Annotated in this window: 16 protein-coding genes and 1 riboswitch; of the genes, 5 read left to right on the top strand and 11 right to left on the bottom strand. The window is 72.9% G+C overall.

Annotated features, from left to right (window positions below):
• Positions 1-26: 26 nt before the first annotated feature.
• Positions 27-1,031: a potassium channel family protein gene (locus BM237_RS15155; RefSeq protein ID WP_093850164.1), complete on the bottom strand. Its 1,005-nt coding sequence runs from the start codon at positions 1,029-1,031 to the stop codon at positions 27-29.
• Positions 1,028-2,251, bottom strand: coding sequence for a cation:proton antiporter domain-containing protein (locus BM237_RS15150; RefSeq protein WP_093850163.1), 1,224 nt, complete (start codon positions 2,249-2,251; stop codon positions 1,028-1,030). Before BM237_RS15150 ends, BM237_RS15155 begins: the two co-directional genes overlap by 4 nt.
• Before the next feature lie 637 nt (positions 2,252-2,888).
• On the opposite strand from BM237_RS15150, the gene BM237_RS15145 reads away from it, so the two are divergent.
• The gene (locus BM237_RS15145) at positions 2,889-3,605 is read left to right on the top strand and encodes a hypothetical protein (RefSeq protein WP_093850162.1); all 717 of its coding nucleotides are present in this window, start codon (positions 2,889-2,891) and stop codon (positions 3,603-3,605) included.
• Here BM237_RS15145 and BM237_RS15140 read toward each other — a convergent pair.
• The 5 genes from BM237_RS15140 to BM237_RS15120 form a co-directional block, all read right to left on the bottom strand.
• Positions 3,557-4,126: a copper chaperone PCu(A)C domain-containing protein gene (locus BM237_RS15140; protein WP_245793636.1), complete on the bottom strand. Its 570-nt coding sequence runs from the start codon at positions 4,124-4,126 to the stop codon at positions 3,557-3,559. The genes BM237_RS15145 and BM237_RS15140 overlap by 49 nt on opposite strands.
• On the bottom strand, positions 4,123-4,575 hold the full coding sequence (locus BM237_RS15135; protein WP_139238114.1) for an SPW repeat domain-containing protein: 453 nt from the start codon (positions 4,573-4,575) through the stop codon (positions 4,123-4,125). The genes BM237_RS15140 and BM237_RS15135 overlap by 4 nt, the downstream gene beginning before the upstream one ends.
• Before the next feature lie 104 nt (positions 4,576-4,679).
• A complete protein-coding gene (locus tag BM237_RS15130) occupies positions 4,680-5,210 on the bottom strand; it encodes a DUF421 domain-containing protein (RefSeq protein WP_093850160.1) in 531 nt (176 codons plus the stop codon).
• 118 nt (positions 5,211-5,328) lie between these two features.
• Positions 5,329-5,574 carry a hypothetical protein gene (locus BM237_RS15125; RefSeq protein ID WP_093850159.1) on the bottom strand — a complete coding sequence of 82 codons (246 nt, stop codon included), beginning with the start codon at positions 5,572-5,574 and terminating at the stop codon, positions 5,329-5,331.
• Positions 5,571-5,987, bottom strand: coding sequence for a DUF1622 domain-containing protein (locus BM237_RS15120; RefSeq protein ID WP_093850245.1), 417 nt, complete (start codon positions 5,985-5,987; stop codon positions 5,571-5,573). The genes BM237_RS15125 and BM237_RS15120 overlap by 4 nt, the downstream gene beginning before the upstream one ends.
• A 370-nt stretch (positions 5,988-6,357) precedes the next feature.
• Between BM237_RS15120 and BM237_RS15115 the strand changes: the two genes are divergently transcribed.
• The 3 genes from BM237_RS15115 to BM237_RS15105 all read left to right on the top strand — a co-directional run bounded on the left by BM237_RS15115 (position 6,358) and on the right by BM237_RS15105 (position 8,762).
• On the top strand, positions 6,358-6,963 hold the full coding sequence (locus BM237_RS15115) for a TetR/AcrR family transcriptional regulator (RefSeq protein ID WP_093850158.1): 606 nt from the start codon (positions 6,358-6,360) through the stop codon (positions 6,961-6,963).
• A gap of 240 nt (positions 6,964-7,203) precedes the next feature.
• On the top strand, positions 7,204-7,956 hold the full coding sequence (locus BM237_RS15110) for an SDR family oxidoreductase (RefSeq protein ID WP_093850157.1): 753 nt from the start codon (positions 7,204-7,206) through the stop codon (positions 7,954-7,956).
• 131 nt (positions 7,957-8,087) lie between these two features.
• Complete coding sequence (locus tag BM237_RS15105; protein ID WP_093850156.1) at positions 8,088-8,762, top strand: histidine phosphatase family protein; 675 nt, start codon at positions 8,088-8,090, stop codon at positions 8,760-8,762.
• A 178-nt stretch (positions 8,763-8,940) separates the two neighbouring features.
• Here BM237_RS15105 and BM237_RS15100 read toward each other — a convergent pair whose 3' ends face one another.
• The 3 genes from BM237_RS15100 to BM237_RS15090 all read right to left on the bottom strand — a co-directional run bounded on the left by BM237_RS15100 (position 8,941) and on the right by BM237_RS15090 (position 13,720).
• Positions 8,941-11,160: an NADP-dependent isocitrate dehydrogenase gene (locus BM237_RS15100; protein WP_093850155.1), complete on the bottom strand. Its 2,220-nt coding sequence runs from the start codon at positions 11,158-11,160 to the stop codon at positions 8,941-8,943.
• A 144-nt stretch (positions 11,161-11,304) separates the two neighbouring features.
• Positions 11,305-12,357, bottom strand: coding sequence for a transglycosylase family protein (locus BM237_RS15095; RefSeq protein ID WP_093850154.1), 1,053 nt, complete (start codon positions 12,355-12,357; stop codon positions 11,305-11,307).
• A 6-nt stretch (positions 12,358-12,363) separates the two neighbouring features.
• Positions 12,364-12,540: riboswitch (cyclic di-AMP (ydaO/yuaA leader) on the bottom strand.
• Positions 12,541-13,120: 580 nt separating this feature from the next.
• Entirely contained in the window at positions 13,121-13,720 is a 600-nt protein-coding gene (locus tag BM237_RS15090; RefSeq protein WP_093850153.1) for a DM13 domain-containing protein, read from the bottom strand.
• A gap of 199 nt (positions 13,721-13,919) precedes the next feature.
• On the opposite strand from BM237_RS15090, the gene BM237_RS15085 reads away from it, so the two are divergent.
• Positions 13,920-15,338, top strand: a complete 1,419-nt coding sequence (locus tag BM237_RS15085; RefSeq protein ID WP_175541018.1) for an MFS transporter — start codon at positions 13,920-13,922, stop codon at positions 15,336-15,338.
• A 61-nt stretch (positions 15,339-15,399) separates the two neighbouring features.
• Here the strand turns inward: BM237_RS15085 and BM237_RS15080 are convergent, their stop codons facing one another.
• The gene (locus BM237_RS15080) at positions 15,400-17,394 is read right to left on the bottom strand and encodes a helix-turn-helix domain-containing protein (RefSeq protein ID WP_093850151.1); all 1,995 of its coding nucleotides are present in this window, start codon (positions 17,392-17,394) and stop codon (positions 15,400-15,402) included.
• Positions 17,395-17,432 lie beyond the last annotated feature (38 nt).

Raw genomic sequence — 17,432 nt, 5'->3', positions numbered from 1 at the left:
TGCCCGGCACCGGGCAGCGGGAGGCGTCAGGCACCGTCCCCGTCCCAGCCGTCGCTGCGCAGGAACCCCTGGAGGGCTCGCCGCCGCCCGGTGTGCTCCCGGACGCGGGCCGCGTACTCCTCCTCGTCGACCACGGGGACGCCCGCCTCCCGCAGCACCGACAGCGCGGGCGCGGGACGTTCCTGCTCGGCCCGGGTGAAGAACTGGCCGTGCAGGGTGTCCAGCACCTGGTCCAGAGCGGACCACAGGGGCTCGGTGGCCGCCGGGTCGGGCCGGCTTCCGGGGGCGACGCCGGCACGGAGCAGCAGCAGGGCGTCGTCGAGGGCGGCCAGCGCGCGGGCGGGTGCCTTGCTCCGCCGGGGCGAGTGGAAGTAGTGGACGACCGGGTAGGCCAGGTGCTGCTCGCCCAGGCGCAGCAGCGGCTCGGTCAGGGAGACCAGTTGCTGGTTGAACATGGAACTGAAGCCGCTTCCGGTCCACCCGGCGGCGATGATGCCAAAGGCGTCCCGGCCCAGGGAGTGGATCTGCTGGGCGAGCACACGCTTGTGGACCACCGCCTGGACCACCTGCACCAGGTAGGTGAGGGAGAGCATCACCAGGAAGAGTCCCGACAGGGAGGCGACGGCGGTGGCCACCTGGGCCCAGGCGGTGTCCGGCACGTAGTCGCCGATGCCCAGGGTGAAGACCGTGTAGCCGGTGAAGTACACCCGGTCCCATCCGTCGGCGGGCACGGCGGTACGGGAGGCGACGACGGAGGCCACATCGGCGCTGAAGACCAGCCACCACCCGGTCCACAGCAGCACCGCCCACGTCGTGAAGGTGGCCAGCAGGGTGCACGTCCCGCTCCATTTCAGGAAGGCCGAGCCGCGTCCGGTCCGGGCGTTGAGCGCCAGGGACGTCCGCCACACGGCCCTGGCCACCCGGCCGCTGACCGGGCCGGTGACCGTGACCATCGACAGTGCGGTGACCACCGCGTCGGCCAGCGCCAGAATCACCAGGGCGCAGCCGGCCGGCGCCGTCAGCACGTTCATCGCGCCGCCTCCCGGCCCTTCTCGCCCGCCCTGGAGTAGAGGGACAGGCCGGAGGTGGTGGTGACGCCGTGCGCGACGGTGCTGGCGGCGACGACCAGCGTTCCGGCGGCCAGTACCACCGGGTCGGCGCCGAGCCGGTGGGCCTCCATCGTCAGGTAGAACAGGGCCGAGACGCCGATGGGGCCGAACCAGCCCATGAAGAGGGTGTCGCGCCAGGTCAGGGAGAGCGGCCGCCTCAGCGCCAGCAGGACCGGCAGGCGGCGCAGCAGCAGAACGCCCAGGACCAGCAGGATGCCGCGCCACCAGCCCAACTCGCCCCATTCGCGCCAGGGGATCATGGCGCCGAGCACGACGAACAGCGGCAGGACGAGGAAGCGGTTGACCGCCTCGTCGTTCTTGTCCTCGTCGGCGCGATCGCTGACCGAGCTCGTCGCGTTGAAGGCCAGCCCGCTGACGAAGACGGCCAGGACGCCGTCCAGGCGCATCAGCCCGGCCGCACCGAGGACGAGCAGGGCCAGCAGCAGGGTGTAGACGAGCAGGGGGCCGGACTGGACGCTCCGGTGCTCCTCCGCCTTGCGCAGCACCCTGCCGCCCAGCGCGCCCGCCGCCGCTCCGAAGACGACCGCGCCCAGCACCTGCCACAGCGATTCCAGCAGCGCGTCGGTGCCGCCGAGGGTTCCGGCGATCGCCACCGCGGCCAGTACCAGGGGCAGGGCGAGACCGTCGTTGGCGCCCGACTCCAGGGAGAGCAGTTGCCGGGTGCGGGCGGTGATCGTCTTCTCGGCCGGCTCGCCGGTGACCACGCTGGAGGCGAGCACCGGGTCGGTGGGGCACAGGGCCGCGCCCAGCAGCGCCGCCGCGCCGAGGCCGACCCCGAGGACGGCGGCCGACAGCGCCGTGGTGATCAGCGCCATCCCCAGCATGGCCGCCACCAGCAGGACGGCCACCGGTTTCGCCCTCGAGCGCACGTCGTGGAACGGGTAGCGCAGGGCGACGGCCATCACCGACACCGCCAGGAGCAGCCGGGAGGCCTCGTGCAGTTCCTTGTGCCCCTCCACCACGGTGGGCAGGTCGAGGACGCCCAGCACCTGCGGGCCGAAGACGATCCCGGTCAGCAGCGCCAGCAGCGGCCCGCTCAGCGGGGCGCGCTGGATGCGTACGGAGAGGGCCGCGACGACCAGGGCGAGGGCCGCGGTGACGGTCAGGATTTCGTCCAGCATGTCCGTGCGGCTGCCCTGCTCCGTTCTTGTCATGCACCGACAACCGCCCCGGCCACCCGACGGGCGGGGGCGTCCGGGTGATACGACCGGACGGGGCGCCGGACCGGGCGCCCGGCGGGTGTCGCCAGCCCGGCCCCGCATACGTGTTCGCCTCCGGTACGGAGGAGCAGCACCATCTCATCCGAAGGGGTGGTGTCGGGCGGTCTTCTTCGCGACCCGGAGTTCTGACGGGTCGTCAGCGGAAATCCGGCCCGGCAGGAAGCCGCGACGGCGGGTCGTACTGAGGAGAGGAGAAACCCTTGAGGGCAGCCGACTCGAGTGATCGCGCCGCTCATCGGGGCCGCCGCATCCCACGGCAGCGCCGGAGTCCCGGCGAGCCTCGCACGGCCGCCTGCCCGCTCCGGCGGGAGCGGGCACGCCACCGGGAAGGCCGGTTCCTGCCCCGGCGGGCCGAGATGTAGGAGGTGCCCGGCACACCGGAACACAGGCGCGAGCGACACGCCTCCTCCAAGGACGAGGGCGGGGTCCGGTCACCGGGCCCCGCCCTCGTACGCGTACGCGGTGGTGTACGGGGAAGGAGCCGCCCGCTCGCGAAGACGGTGTGAGTGCCCGGCCGTACAGGGGGAAGGGCTGCGGTGTGCCTGCTCTGCCCGTCCGTCCTTCCCGCCGCCCCCGTTCCGAACGCGAGCGGCTCGCCCAGGAGCTGCTGGACCGCGCGACTCCGGTGATGAGCGCGCTGGGCGTGCTGTTCCTGCTGCTCGTGCTCGGTGAGCGACTGGCCCGGCCCGGCAGCGCGCTGAGCTCGGTCATGGCCGTGGCCGGCTGGCTGCTGTGGGCGGTGTTCGCCGCGGAGTTCCTCGCCCGTCTGCTCATCGCCCCCGACACCGGGGCCTTCTGGCGCCGCAACTGGTGGCAGCTCCTCTTCCTGGTGCTGCCCTTCCTGAGGGTGCTGCGGCTGGCGCACTCGGTGCGGATGCTGCGCACCGGCCGGGTGCTCTCCTCGGTGGTGCGCTCCTCCCGTTCGGCGCGCCGGGTGCTCGGCGGCCGGATCGGCTGGCTGGCGTCCGTCTCGGCGATCACCGTCCTGGGCAGCGGGGAGCTGTTGTACGAGTTCGGCTCCTACCGCTCCCTGGGCGAGGCGCTGCACGCCGCCGCGCTGGCCACTGTCACCGGGGAGCCGCTGGACCGGCCCGGCGCCTTCCCCAAGGTCCTGGAGATCGCGCTGGCGGTCTACTCGGTCGCCGTCTTCGCCACCCTCGCGGGCAGTCTGGGGGCCTACTTCCTGGAATCCCGCACCGCCGGAGATCACCGGGTCGAGGTCGGCAGCGGAGGGGGCGAGGACTCCTGGTCGTAGGTGGGGGTCTGGGCGGGGACCTGCATGGACAGTGAACCGGCGTCCTCGAAGTGGAAGGTCACCCACACGAAGTCGCCGCCCCGGATCCGCTGCCGCACATCGCGCAGCACCAGGTAGGTACCGCCCTCCTCCAGCCCGGTCAGCTTGTCCGGGGTCAGCTCCACCCCGCCTTCGACCACCTCACCGCCCTGGCCGACGATCTCCACCGACTCCGCCGCCGGCGACTCGGCCGACACCAGCCGGTCGGCGGGCGGTTCCTGGTCGTACAGCTGCGCGTACAGGGGGACGTCGCCGCCGACCTGCCACGGCCCGTCCGTCGGTTCGGCCAGATGGGCGTAGCGCACCAGGACCGAGCCGATCCCCGCGTTCGCCCCCGGCGAGTCCACCTCGCCCGCGCCCGGGATCTCACCCTGGTCGTCGGTGCCCCCGCATCCCGCGGCCGTGAGCGCCAGGACGGCCGCCAGCAGCGGGGCGAGCAGCCGGCGCAGAACACGCGGGGGGCCGAATTGTGTTTCCCTCACCTTGCCTCCTGTGGGTTCATGCGCCGGGCCCGGAACAGCAGCAGCATGCTCACCAGGGCCAGCACCACGAGCACGATGCCCGTGACGACCTCGTTGGCCTGGGCCTCCCGGGGGGTGTTCGCGGGGCCGCCGTAGTCGATCACAGCGGGGGCGACCAGCAGCCACACCCCCAGGAGCAGGACGATCAGGTCCGAAAGCCACCCGCGCGGACGTACGATCCGGGCGAAGGCGACGAGCAGCAGCACGATGCCGACACCGGTCTCGTTGCGCTGGGCGTCGACGGCGGCGTCGTCGAAGGGGTACCTGAGGAGCCACGAGGCCAGGACCAGCCAGATGCCGGCCAGCAGCATCAGGCCGGTCACGAGCTGGTCCCGCATCCCCAAGGGGCCGGGCGTGGACGCGGCGCCCCGGGCGGCCGCCCGTCCGTGCGGGGAGGAATGACGAGCCATGGGAACTCCTTACGGGGTCTTCCCGACCATCTTGGTGCCGTTCGCGGCGGTTCGCCCGGTGCGCGCCACCGTCCCGGCTCCGTTCGGCGGCTTCCGTTCCCGGATCACCCTTCCGCCCGTGTCCCGGCCACCCGCCCGACGTCCGACAGGGAGCTACCCGAGCCGGCCTGCGAGCGGGTGATCACGCTGAACTTGCCGTCGGTCTCCAGCACCACCGCGGCCACCTCCTCGACCGAGCCGACCCCCTGGGAGCGGATCGCCTGGAGCACCTCGCTCTCGGTGACCCGCTGCCGGGCCATCGCGTCGGCGAGCATGTGTCCGCCGCTCAGCAGCAGGGTCGGTTCGGCCTTGACCAGCCGCCGGAAGCGGCGGGAGCGCACCGCCGCCCAGGCGCTGACGAACTGGAGGGCCACCAGCAGGACCAGGGCGATCGCCCCCTCGGCGAGGGAGACGGTCGCGTTGAGCAGGATGGTGGCCAGCGTCGACCCCAGGGCCACGGTGACCACCAGGTCGAACGCGTTCATCTTCGCCAGCGTGCGTTTGCCCGAGATCCGCACCGCCGTGATCAGGGCCGCGTAGGAACACGCGGTCATGACGGCCACCCGCAGCAGGTCGTATCCGGTGTCGAAGAACATCGGTCACGACTACCCGGTGATTCCGTTCCGCAACATGCCGCGCCTCCCCGTGACCGGGCCGGTGTCCGCGCGCTCCTCGGGCGCCGCCCGGACGCCGCGGCCCGTACGCCCGGCTGGATCAGCCGGGCCGCGGAGCACGCAGACCGGCGACGGCCAGCCTGCGGACGGCGATGACGGCGGCGGCGGCCGCGATGGTGCTCCAGCTCGGGTCGCCGGCCAGCCGCAGCAGCCCCGCCGCGGTCAGGAAGTCCAGGAGGACGGCTACGGCCGGCAGGAGCCGTCCGGCCGCCGCGAGCACCACCGCGGCGGCCACCAACCCGAAGGCGGTGGTGGCCAGCGCCGCCAGGTCCAGGGCGGTGGTCATACCGGTTCCGCCCGGGCCCGGGAGCCGTCCGCATCCTTGCGGCGGTCGCGTTCGATCTCGGCGCGCTCGGCCGCGATCTCCCGGCCGAGGAAGAAGTTCAGGGCGGTGCGGATCGCCGCGATCGCGGCGAGCTGCCCGATCTCGGTGAAGCTGGGCGCGACCGCCGTGCGCAGTACGTCTCCGGCGAGCTGGAACTCCAGGCCGAGCGCCAGGAAACGCCCCAGGGTGAGCCGGATCCTGTTGAACCTGCGGTCCGGGCCGGCCCCGCGCGCCATGGTCAGCAGGAAGCGTCCGAACGCCCAGACGGCGCCCACGAAGATGATCAGGGCACCCGCCGCCTCCACCAGCCTCACCAGAAGGTCGACCGCGTCCCTCAGCGCGGACTCGGGCAGCACTTCGGCGGTTGTGTCCATGATCCGCGAGTACCCGCGCAGCTCCGCCCATTCCACGGGCGGCCGATGTGACGCACCTCATCGGGTTTCGCCCCGGTTCATTCGGTCCGGTGCGGAATGTTCGCTCCGGTCGGGCGGTTGTACTCGTCGCGGGTGCCGGAGGGCGGGACACGGTCCCCGGGCCTCACCCACCGCCTGCGAGGACGATCGTCCGGCTGAAGCCTCGCAGTGCCACTCGCCGCGAAGGCGACCGCCGCCCCTGGGCGCCCGCGCCTCGAAACCGGCGTCGGCCAGGTCCCCCCCGTCCTGGCCGGCGCCTTCCACATCCCGTGTGCCCAATGCCCCGGGCCGGCGTTTGCCGGGCCTGCGGCGGCGGGTTACCGTCACCCGCATGACCGCCGATCCCGCCCGCCCCCGGGTGCGCCTGAGCGCCGAGGACCGGCGCGGGCAGCTGATCGGAATCGGACTGAGGCTGCTGGTCAGCCGCCCCATCCACGAGCTGTCGATCCACGAGGTGGCCGCCGAGGCGGGCATCTCGCGCGGTCTGCTCTTCCACTACTTCCCGACCAAGCGCGACTACTACGTCGCGGTGGTCCGGGCCGCCGGACAGCGGCTGCTGCGGCACACGCGCCTGCCCGACGAGGGCGGGCCCGAGGAACGGGTGCGCGCCGTGGTCGGGGGGTTCACCGGCTTCGTGCGGCGCCGCCGCGCCAACTACGTGGCCCTGGTGCGCGCCGGAGCCGGCGGGGACGAACTGGTGGTGGAGGTGTTCGAGGGCATCCGCGCCACACTGGCCGAGCGGATCCTGGCGGCGCTGGGCGAGCCCTCCCCCGACCCGCTGATGCGCCTCGCGGTGCGCGGCTGGCTGGCGATGGCGGAGGAGATGGCGATCGAGGCCGGGGAGGAAGTGGCGGCCGAGGAGCTGGTGGGCTTCCTCGTGGACGGTCTCGGCCGGCTGCTCGCGCCTCTGGGCACGCCGCTCGCCCCGTCGCGCTGACCGCCCGTCGCGCTGACCCTCCCGCGCCCGCCGGTGCGCGGGGGTGATCCGGGCCACCCCGTATCCACGCTATTGAGCACTGGTCAGTATGTTGGCTACCCTCGCCGTCGCGGCGCCGCCGCCGTGGGCGGGCGCTCCGGAGGTCCGTCGGCAGGGAGCCGACCGCGGACTTCGCCCCGTCGCCGCGGGGGCCGCGGCGACGGGGCGGGGAACACGACGGAAGACACAGGAGTACCCGGCATGAGCATCCGCCAGAACATCCTCATCACCGGGGCCAGCGCCGGGCTGGGCGAGCAGATGGCGCGCGAGTTCGCCGCCAGGGGGCGCGACCTCGCCCTGTGCGCCCGCCGCACCGACCGCCTGGAGCGGCTGCGCGAGGAGCTGCTGGCCGCCCACCCCGGCATCACCGTCTCGGTACGCGCGCTGGACGTCAACGACCACGGCGCCGTCTTCGAGGTCTTCCGTGCCTTCCGCGCCGATCTGGGCTCCCTGGACCGGGTCGTGGTCAACGCCGGGCTGGGCAAGGGCCAACCGATCGGCACCGGGCGCTTCGACGTCAACCTCCAGACCGCGCGGACCAACTTCACCGCCGCGCTCGCCCAGTGCGAGGCCGCCGTGGAGATCTTCCGCGACCAGGGGGCCGGCCATCTGGTCGTCGTCTCCTCGATGAGCGCCATGCGCGGTCTGCCCCGCAACCTCACCACGTACGCGGCCGGCAAGGCCGGCGTGGCGGCCCTCGCCGAGGGCATCCGCGCCGAGCTGCTGCGCACCCCGATCAAGGTCACCACCCTCTTCCCCGGCTACATCGCCTCCGAGATGAGCGGATCGGCGGGCCGGACGCCGCTGATGGTCTCCACCGAGAAGGGGGTGCGCGCCATGGTGAAGGCCATCGAGGCCGAACGCGCCCAGGCGAAGGTACCCGCCTGGCCCTGGGTGCCCATGGGCTTCGCCATGCGCCGGCTGCCTCTGGGCATCGTGGCGAGGATGAGCTGAGACGAGCCGCTCCCCGCCTCCCCGAGCCTGCGGTCTCGCCCGCCCTCCCGGGCGGCGCGGCGGCAGCACCGGCCCGCCGGCCCCGGAAGCACCGACGGCCCCGACAGTACTTCGACGACAGGAGGGCAGCGATGCCGGTCATCCATCTGGTCCGCCACGGCCAGGCCACGTTCGGCGCCGACACGGCCGAGGGGTACGACGTGCTGTCGGACCTCGGGCGCAGACAGGCGGAGGTCGCCGGGGCCGAGCTGGCCCGGCGCGCGCCGCGCGACCCGGTCGTGGTCTGCGGCACCCTGGCCCGGCAGCGCGACACCGCGGAGATCATCACGAAGACCGCCGGGCTGCCCGGGACGCCGCACACCGATGCGCGGTGGAACGAGTACGACCACATCGATCTCGTCGAGCGCTACGGCGGCGCCGCGCCGCAGGGCGCCCCCGCCGGCGCCTCCCCCGGTTCACGCGGTGTCCAGGCGGTCCTCGACCGGGCTCTTGAGGCGTGGATGGCGGACACGGGCGAGGGCGGCTGGCGGCGGTTCGCCTCCGGCGCCGCCGACGCGCTGCGGGGGCTGGCCGACGGACTGCGGCCCGGGCGCGACGCGGTGGTGGTCACCTCCGGCGGGGTGCTGGCGGCCCTGTGCGGGGGGCTGCTGTCCGCTCCGCCGGCCGGGATCGTGGCGCTGAACCGGGTCACCGTCAACGCCGCGATCACCACCCTCGTCGCGGGCTCCTCCGGCATCAGCCTGCTGGCCTTCAACGACCACGCGCACTTCGCCGGGGAACGGCGCGCGCTGCTCACCTACCGCTGACCCGGCCGCTCCCCCGCCGTCCGCTCCTTCCGGAGCGGTCCCCGTACCCGTGCGCGCGGTACCGGCGGTCACCCGAAAGCCGCCCCGGCCGGACGAGGGGTCCGGCCGGGGCGGCGGCGTCACGGGACGGGCGCGGAAGGCATGGTGGGTGCGGAGGGACGCCCCCGCGCCCGCCGTGTCAGGACAGGCTCGCCAGCGCCCGGTTGAGGGTCTGCGACGGGCGCATGACGGCCGAGGCCTTGGCGTCGTCGGGCCGGTAGTAGCCGCCGATGTCGGCCGGGGAGCCCTGGACCGCGGCCAGCTCGCCGACGATCGTCCGCTCCTGCTCGGACAGCTCCTGCGCCAGCGGGCCGAAGGCCTGCGCGAGCTCGGTGTCGTCGGTCTGCTTCGCCAGCTCCTGCGCCCAGTACAGCGCCAGGTAGAAGTGGCTGCCGCGGTTGTCGATGCCGCCGATGCGGCGGGTGGGCGACTTGTCCTCGTTGAGGAAGGTGGCCGTGGCCCGGTCGAGGGTGTCGGCCAGCACCTGGGCCTTGGCGTTGTCCGTGGTCTGCGCCAGGTGCTCGAAGCTGACCGCCAGGGCCAGGAACTCGCCCAGGCTGTCCCAGCGCAGGTAGTTCTCCTTGACCAGCTGCTGGACGTGCTTGGGCGCGGAGCCGCCGGCGCCGGTCTCGAACAGGCCTCCACCGTTCATCAGCGGGACGACGGAGAGCATCTTGGCGCTCGTGCCCAGCTCGAGGATCGGGAACAGGTCGGTGAGGTAGTCGCGCAGCACGTTGCCGGTGACCGAGATGGTGTCCTCGCCGCGGCGGATGCGCTCCAGGGAGAACTTCGTGGCCTCCTCCGGTGCCATGATCTCGATCCGCAGGCCCTCGGTGTCGTGCTCGGCCAGGTAGGTGCGGACCTTCTCGATCAGCCTGGCGTCGTGGGCGCGGGTCTCGTCCAGCCAGAACACCGCCGGGGCGCCGGTGGCGCGGGCGCGGGTGACGGCCAGCTTGACCCAGTCCCTGATCGGGGCGTCCTTGGTCTGGCACATGCGGAAGATGTCGCCGGCTCCGACCGTCTGCTCCAGCACGACGTCGCCGTCGCCGTCGGTGACCCGGACGGTGCCGGTGGCGGGGATCTCGAAGGTCTTGTCGTGGCTGCCGTACTCCTCGGCCTTCTGCGCCATCAGGCCGACGTTGGGCACCGAGCCCATGGTGGCCGGGTCGAAGGCGCCGTTCGCGCGGCAGTCGTCGATGACGGCCTGGTAGACGCCGGAGTAGGAGCTGTCGGGCAGGACCGCGAGGGTGTCGTGCTCCTGGCCGTCGGGGCCCCACATGTGGCCGGAGGTGCGGATCATGGCCGGCATGGAGGCGTCGACGATGACGTCGCTGGGGACGTGCAGGTTGGTGATGCCGCGGTCGGAGTCGACCATGGCCAGCTCGGGGCCCTCGGCCAGCTCGGCCTCGAAGGACTCCTTGATCTTCGCGCCCTCGGGCAGCGACTCCAGGCCCTTGAGGATGCCGCCGAGCCCGTCGTTGGGGGTGAGGCCGGCGGCGGCGAGGGTCTGGCCGTACTCGGCGAAGGTCTTCGGGAAGAAGGCGCGCACCACGTGGCCGAAGATGATCGGGTCGGAGACCTTCATCATGGTGGCCTTCAGGTGGACCGAGAACAGCACGCCCTCGGACTTGGCGCGGGCGACCTGCTCCTTCAGGAACTCGCGCAGCGCGGCCACCCGCATGACGGCCGCGTCCACGACCTCACCGGCGAGCACGGGCACGGACTCGCGCAGCACGGTGGTGGAGCCGTCGTCGCCCACCAGCTCGATGCGGAGCGCGTCGTCCTTGGCGAGGACCGCGGACTTCTCGGTGGAGCGGAAGTCGTCCACGCCCATGGTCGCCACGTTGGTCCTGGACTCGGAGGTCCAGGCGCCCATGCGGTGCGGGTGGTTCTTGGCGTAGTTCTTCACCGAGGCGGGCGCGCGGCGGTCGGAGTTGCCCTCGCGCAGCACCGGGTTGACGGCGCTGCCCTTGACCTTGTCGTAGCGGGCGCGGATCTCCCGCTCCTCGTCGGTCTTGGGGTCGTCGGGGTAGTCCGGGAGCGCGTAGCCCTTCTCCTGGAGCTCGGCGACGGCGGCCTTGAGCTGCGGGATGGAGGCCGAGATGTTCGGCAGCTTGATGATGTTGGCCTGGGGGGTCTTGGCCAGCTCACCGAGCTCGGCGAGCGCGTCGCCGATGCGCTGCTCCTCCTTGAGGTACTCGGGGAAGACCGCGATGATCCGCCCCGCCAGGGAGATGTCACGGCTCTCCACGGCGACGCCCGCCTTGGCGGCGTAGGCCCTGACCACCGGCAGGAAAGAGTACGTCGCCAGGGCCGGGGCCTCGTCGGTCTGTGTGTAGATGATGGTCGAGTCAGTCACCGGGTGCTCCGCTCCACGTCTGCAACATTGCTCGACATCAAGATATCCCGTGGGGGGCCTCTCCCCGAAAGTGCCCCGCCCCCCGGCGGCGCGTTCACGCCGTCGCCGGGGGGCGGGGTTGCGGGGGCCGCGGGCCCGGCCGCCTCAGTAGGGCCCGTTGACGTTGTCGATCGAGCCGTAGCGGTCGGCCGCGTAGTTGCAGGCGGCGACGATGTTGGCGACCGGGTCGTACTGGCTGTTCGCCGTGCCCGGGACGTGGTAGGCGTCGAAGGTCGGCTTGATGACCTGGAGCAGGCCGATCGAGGGGGTGCCGCGCTGGGCGTTGATGTCCCAGTTGTTGATCGCGTTCGGGTTGCCGCTGGACTCGCGCATGATGTTGCGGTGGATGCCCTCGTAGCTGCCGGGGATGCCGTTGGCCCGCATGATGTCCAGGGCCTCGCGGATCCAGCCGTCGAGGTTGTCCGCGTAGGCCTTCGGCGAGGCCTGGGGGGCGGTCTTCTCGGCGGTCGGACGAACCTGCGTCCGGTCGGCGCGCTCCGGGGTACGGTCCTGCCCGCCGTCGGAGGACCGGGCGGCCAGGGTCAGTTCCTGACCGGGGAAGATCAGGTGCGGGTTGTCGCCGACGGTCTCACGGTTGGCGTCGTAGACCGTCTGCCAGCCGCCCTCGACATCATGGGCGGTGGCGATCTTGTGGAGGGTGTCGCCGGGTGCGACGGTGTGGGAGCCGGCCGCGGGCTTGCGCTCGGCCTCGGCTCTCACCTCGGACTCGCCGCCCGTCTGGGGGGCGGGTGCGCTGTCGGGGGCGCCGGAGCCCCGGGCGAGCCCGGCCGCCGGTCCGCAGGTGGGCCAGGCTCCGGGCCCCTGCAGTTCGAGCAGCTTCTCACCGGCGGCGATCTGCTCCTGCTTGGTGGCCAGATCGGCGCGCGGCGCGTACTGGGTGCCGCCGGCCGCCTCCCAGCTGGACTGCGAGAACTGCAGTCCGCCGTAGTAGCCGTTGCCGGTGTTGATGGACCAGTTGCCGCTGCTCTCGCACTCGGCGACCTTCTCCCACACCGCGGTGGAGGCCGCGTTCGCGCTGCCGGCCGCGACCACCGGCGCCGCGATTCCCGCACCGCCGGCCGCGGCGACCAGGGAAATCCGGGAGAACTGACGGGAAATCAAAGACTTGCTCGGACGACGGTGGCGACCACGAGACATGGGTGTGAGTCCTCTCCCACGCCTACGAGGTTAGCTGTCGGATTCGGACTGGAGTTGCCCGGCCTTCCCAGGTGTGCAAGGGCACTTCAAGAAAGGCTTCACCCCAAGCCGGACCACGGAAAACACGCGGTCGCGGCACTTACTCGGTTTCCCCGCTCCTGCCATGGTCGGCTGCGCTCCCTCCACCGGCCGGGCGGCAGGACTCGGCGTCCCGGTGGTGGAACCCCCGCCATGCGGCGGGGGCCAGGACACATAAACACAACCAATTCACCAGAGACAAGACGCCGGAGGAGCAAGGCCCTTCACGCTGTGACCGAGCCGTGAACCACGACCACGTTCCGCACAGGATCCTGGCCGGCCCACGGCGCCCCGGTGCGGTCGAGTGCGAGTCAAATCTCCGGGTGGCACGGAGAATCCGGGAGGCGGGAGAATTCGATCTTCTCTCGAAGGGCGAGCGGTGCAATCGAAACTGTGACTCCGAACACACTCCCGGAAAGAGAGTTCTTTACATCGCCTCTTTCCACGCCAAGCAGCTTTAAGGCCCAGGAGTTCACAAGGGTGCCGATTCGCCGGATTCCAGCCCGCGTTCACCGCACGGCCGGAGCACTCCCCGACACCCCGGGGTGCCACGGACCGGGCACCGGCACCGGCAGCCGGGCGCTGGATCCCCTTCACCGCCACGAGCACGGCACGAGTGAGGAGGGGACACACCCCACCGGGCTGTGAACCCCGGATCCGCCGCCCGTGCCGGTCTCGTTCCCGGTCAGACCCGCTCCAGCTCCGCCGCTCCGAACGAGACATCGAAGCGGTCGCACCAGATGCTCACGCTGGTGAAAGCATCCGGGTCGACATCGGCGGGCAGCGCGTAGTTCTGGTCCCCCTTGTTGCCCTTCAGCCTGCCGAGGCTGACGTACTCCCCGTCGTCGAAGACGCCCCAGCCGGCCCGGCCCTCCTTGACCGGCGCGTCGGTCAGCCAGACGTGCAGGTCGGGCCCGTTGCTGGTGTCGAGGTCCTCCAGGCGCACCACGTGGGAGCCGTCGGCCAGCCGGATCAGCCGCACCGTCCCCGACGTCGCGTGCTCATGGGAGATCAGATCACCGTTGGCCAGTGTCCGCGGCCGGGGCTGCGCGGGCGACGCGGAGGCGGTCTCCCGGTCGGCCGCCGACGGGGCGGACGCGCTCGGGACCGGGGGCAGCGACTCCCGCACGGTCTCGTCCTGCCACAGCTTCCACGGCTGGAACCAGTACAGCCCCACACCGGCCGCCACCACGGCCACCACCGCGACCGCCGACACCAGCGGTCTGCCCACCACAGCGCGCAACGCGCACACCCCCGTCCGCTCGGAAAGTCCGCCGCCCCTCATTCAACGCCAACAGCGACTCCGGCGCACCATCCGGGACCTGACGGAACGTCCACGACCGCGCGCCCGCCCCGCGGCATGGCGGGCGCGCGCACCGCGGGGCGCGGAACTGTGGTGTCCCACCACATACGCCCGCGACCTGCCCTTCCCTACGGTGTGGCGGCACACGAACGTCCCCGTCGAGTGTCAGGAAGTGGTGCCGATGCCGTCGCCCGCAAGCGCCCCGCCCGCTCCCTCCAACCTCAGGCGCGTGGTCACCGCGTCCCTGATCGGCACCACCATCGAGTGGTACGACTTCTTCCTCTACGGCTCCGCCGCCGCGCTCGTCTTCGACAAGCTGTTCTTCCCCGAGTCCGACCCGCTGGTCGGTACGCTGCTGGCCTTTGTGACGTACGCGGTCGGTTTCGTCGCCCGCCCCGTCGGCGCGCTGGTCTTCGGGCACTACGGCGACCGGCTGGGCCGCAAGAGGCTGCTGGTGATCAGTCTGCTGATGATGGGCGGCGCGACCTTCGCGATCGGGCTGCTGCCCACCCACGCCCAGCTGGGTTCCGCGGCGGCCGTTCTGCTGACCGTGCTGCGGCTGGTGCAGGGTTTCGCGCTCGGCGGTGAGTGGGGCGGCGCGGTGCTGCTGGTGTCGGAGCACGGCGACGCGCGTCGGCGCGGCTTCTGGGCGTCCTGGCCGCAGACCGGCGCTCCGGCGGGCCAGCTGCTGGCCACGGCCGTGCTCGCGGTGCTGACGGCGGTGCTGTCGGAGGACGCGTTCGTCTCCTGGGGCTGGCGTGTGCCGTTCCTGCTGTCCGGGGTGCTGGTGCTGGTGGGCCTGTGGATCCGGTTGTCGGTCGACGAGTCGCCGGTCTTCAAAGCCGCACTGGCGAAGGCCGAGGCGCGCAGGGCCGCCGAGAGCGCCGGGGCCTCGGCGGCGAGGGCGGAGACCATGCCGCTGCTGGCCGTGCTGCGCCACCACTGGCGCGACGTGCTGATCGCGATGGGCGCCCGGATGGCGGAGAACATCAGCTACTACGTCATCACCGCCTTCGTCCTGGTCTACGGCACCAAGCACCTGGACATGGACAGGCAGACGGTGCTCAACGCGGTGCTGGTCGCCTCCGCCGTCCACTTCGCGGCGATCCCGGTGTGGGGCGCGCTGTCGGACCGGTGGGGCCGCAAGCCGGTCTATCTGCTGGGCGCGGCGGGAATCGGCCTGTGGGCGTTCCCGTTCTTCTGGCTGATCGACACCGAGAGCTTCGGTGCGGTGCTGCTGGCGGTGACGGTCGGGCTGGTCCTCCACGGTGCGATGTACGCCCCGCAGGCGGCGTTCTTCTCCGAGCTGTTCGCCACCCGGGTGCGCTACTCCGGGGCCTCGATCGGCGCGCAGTTCTCGTCGGTCGCCGCCGGCGCCCCGGCACCGCTGATCGCCACCGCCCTGCTGGCGGACTTCGGCGGCTCGACGCCGGTGGCGCTGTACGTGATCGCCGCCGCGCTGCTCACCCTGCTCGCGGTCGGGGTGGCCAAGGAGACCCGGATGCGGGATCTGGAGCGGATCGGCGAGCCCGGGGAGCCGGGGGACTCCGGGAGGATCCCGGCTCCGCACGGCGGTTCGGTGTCCGCGGACGGTCCCTGACATCCGGCCGGGCAAGGCCGCTCGCGCCCGTCGCCCGCCGGCCGCCCGTTCCTCCGGGCGGTCAGCGGGCGACGGCGGCGGACATCCGGTACAGCCGCAGCGCGAGCTGCACCTCCAGGGCCCTCTCCGGGCACTGCCAGTCGCTCCCCAGCAGCCGTCCGACCCGCTCCAGCCGCTGGGCCACGGTGTTGACGTGGACGTGGAGCACGTCCTTGGTGCGGGCCGGGCTGGAGCCGGAGGCGAAGTACGCCTCCAGGGTGCCCACCAGATCCGTTCCGCGGCGCTCGTCGTACTCCAGGAGCGGGCCGAGGGTGCGGTGGACGAAGCCGTCGACGTCCCGGCCGTCGGCCAGCAGCAGCCCGAGGAAGCCCAGGTCCCCGGCCGCCGCGCCCTCGCCGAAGCGGCCCAGCAGCCGGAGGGTGTCCAGGCAGCGGCGGGCCTCGTCGCAGGCGGCGGCCACCTCCGCGGGGTCGGCGGCGGGTGCGGGCACCGGCGGGGAGGCGCCGACGGTGACGGAGGCGTGGACGGCCGCGCCGAGCTGGGCGGCGATTTGCCGGGCCGTTCCGCCCGGATCTCCCGGAGCCCCGTGCCCCCCGGTGCCCTCACCGCCGGCCAGCGGCAGCAGCAGGACGGTGCCGCCCTCACGGGCGACCGCCAGTCCGCGCCGGGTGGCGGCCAGATGGGAGGCGGCCGACCACAGCCGCTGCCGGTCGGTGGTCTCCCGCCGCCCCGTGCCGCCGTCGGTGTCCAGCCGGGCGGCGAGGACGACATGGGGGACGTCGAGGTCGGCGCCGAGCCGGGCGGCGCGCTCGCGCAGCAGCCGGGGGTCGCGGTCGGCGGCGTCCAGCAGGTCGTCCAGGAGTTCGCCGCGCACCCGCTGCTCGGCCTCGCCCGCCGAGCGGCGGGCCAGCAGCAGCAGTGAGGTGACCATGGCGGCGCGCTCCAGGGTGCGCTGGTCGGTGGGATCGAGTTCGCGGTGGCCGCGCAGCACCAGCGCGCCCAGCAGTTCGCCGCCCGCGGAGACGGCCGCCACCCAGGCGTCGCCGTCGCGCACCGCGTGACCGTCGCGGCGGGAGCGTTCGACGGCCCGGGCGGGCGTGCTCCCGCCTCCTTCGGGGAGTTGCGCGAACTCCACGTCGCCGTCGAGGACCTCGGAGACGGCGGCGGCCACGTCGTCCACGCCTCCACCGCGCAGGACCAGTTCGGTGAGCCGGTCGTGGACCTCCGAGGAGCGTTCGACGGCGGCGCTGCGGTCGCGGATGATGGCGTTGGCGGCCTCCAGTTCGGCCATCGCCTCGCGGGTCTCGGCCAGCAGCCGGGCGGTGTCGATGGCCACGGCCGCGTGGGCGGCGAAGGAGGCCAGCAGCGCGACCTGCTCGCGGTCGAAGACACGGGGGCGGCGGTCGGCCGCGAAGAGCACGCCGATCACCTCGCGGCCGAGCATCAGCGGTACCCCGAGGATCGCCACCAGGCCCTCGTCGCCGACCCCGGAGTCGATGTTGCGGGTGTGCAGGAAGCGCTCGTCGCGCATGTAGTCGTCGGTGACGTAAGGGCGGGCGGTCTGGGCGACCAGCCCGCCCAGCCCCTCCCCCATGCCCAGGCGGAGCTGCTGGAAGTTCGCGGAGACCGATCCCTCGGTGACGCGCATGTAGGTGTCGCCGGCCTCGGGGTCGTTGATGGTCATGTAGGCGACCTCGGTCCCCAGCAGGGAGCGGGCGCGCTGGACGATGGCGCGCAGCACGTCGTCCAGCTCCCGCACCCCCGCCAGGTCGTGCGCCGTGGCGAACAGCGCCGTCAGTTCCGCCTCGCGTCTGCGGCGCCCCTCCAGTTCGGAGCGCACCCGCAGGGCGAGGAGCCGGGCGCGGTCCGCCGCGGGGGAGCCGTCCGGTCGTCCGGGCCGCTCGTACTCCTCGGCGGGCGCGCCGCGGGCGAGCAGTTCCAGGAACGCCAGGGGCGCGGATTCGGCGGCGGGCGTGACGGCCGGTTCGGTGACCGGTCCGGTGGCCGGTTCCGCGGCCGGTTCTGCGGCCGGCTCGGCCGCGTGGTGCTCGGGCATGGGCACAGGGATACCTGCCGGTGGTACGGGCGCGCCAG

This window comes from Streptomyces mangrovi (genome assembly GCF_900114215.1).
Lineage (GTDB): Bacteria > Actinomycetota > Actinomycetes > Streptomycetales > Streptomycetaceae > Streptomyces > Streptomyces barkulensis.
This window is presented reverse-complemented; position numbering and strand designations above follow the sequence as displayed.